Source organism: Kineococcus indalonis (assembly GCF_009906395.1).
Lineage (GTDB): Bacteria > Actinomycetota > Actinomycetes > Actinomycetales > Kineococcaceae > Kineococcus > Kineococcus indalonis.
Genome location: NZ_JAAALM010000769.1, coordinates 1 through 1329, shown reverse-complemented (window position 1 = coordinate 1329; position 1329 = coordinate 1). Strand labels below are relative to the sequence as shown.

Annotated in this window: 1 protein-coding gene; it reads left to right on the top strand. The window is 78.6% G+C overall.

The window, feature by feature from the left end:
• Positions 1-1329 (top strand): sensor domain-containing diguanylate cyclase (locus GTR00_RS20970; RefSeq protein ID WP_166613452.1); only part of this gene is annotated, 1329 nt, incomplete at both ends.

The window sequence follows — 1329 nt, the reverse complement described above, 5'->3', positions numbered from 1 at the left end:
CGCGTGCGCTGGGCCAACGCCCCCGTGGCCGACCTGCTGGGCGCCGCGCCCGCCGACCTGCTCGACGTGGCCGTCGGCCGCGTCCTGCGCGGCGCCGACGAGGACGGCGCCCTGGTGCGCGAGCGCTGCACCCGCTTCACCGCCCGCGCGCTCACCGCCGCCGGCGAGGAGCGCACCACCGAGGTGGTGGCCTGGCCGGTGCCCGAGCGCGTCAGCGGCTTCGGCGCCGTCTCCGAGCGGCTGCGCGTGGACCTCGCCCTCGCCGCCGAGGACCACTGGGTGCTCCAGCTCGTCAGCCCCGACGACGAGCGCTCCCGCGCCGCGCTGCGCGCCGCCGAGGAGCGCTTCGCCACCCTGGCCCAGGACTCCCCGGTGCCCACGCTCGTCTCCGACGTCGGCGCGCGCCTGTCCCGCGTCAACGACGCCTTCGCGGTCCTGCTGGGCGTGCCGGCGCAGGGGCTGTGCGGCACCGGCTGGCTCTCCCACGTCCTCGACGACGAGCGCGCCCGCGTCGCGCAGGCCGTCGCCGACGTCCTGGCCGGCGAGCGCGTCACCTTCGACACGCGCCTGCGCACCGCCGCCGGGCAGGTCCGCTGGGTCACCGTGCGCCTGGCGCCCAGCCGCACCCCCGGCTACGGCGCCGGGTTCGTCGGCACCGTCGAGGACGTCACCGACCGCCGCGCCCGCGAGAACCGCCTGGCCTACCAGGCCCAGCACGACCTGCTCACCGGCCTGCCCAACCGCCTGGCGCTGCTGGAGCACCTCGGCCGCCTGCTGCCCGACGGCCCCTGCCACGAGCCCACCGGCGCGTCCACCACCCCCGCGCCCCGCGCCGGGGTGCTCATGGTCGACCTGGACGACTTCAAGACCGTCAACGACGGCCTGGGCCCCGAGGCCGGCGACGCCGTCCTCGTGGAGGTCGCGCGCCGGCTCGTGCGCGCCGTGCGCAGCGGCGACCTCGTCGCCCGGCCCGGCGGCGACGAGTTCGTCCTGGTGTGCCACGACCTGCCCGACGAGCCCGCCGTGGAGGCCACCGCCCGCCGGGTGCTGGACTGCCTGGTGGCCCCCGTGGAGGTCAACGGCCTGCGCCTGAAGGTCGGCGCCAGCGTCGGGGTGGTGCTGCTGGCCGGCGCCCCCGGCGGCGCCGAGGAGGTCGTGCGCGACGTCGGCATCGCCACCCACGAGGCCAAGGCCGCCGGCGGGGGGCGCTGGGCGCTGCTGGACGAGGAGGTGCGCCGGCGCGCGCGCCGCTCCCTGCGCCTGGTCGCCGACCTGCGCGAGGCGCTCGCGCGCGGCGCGATCGACGTGCACTACCAGCCCGTCGTGCGC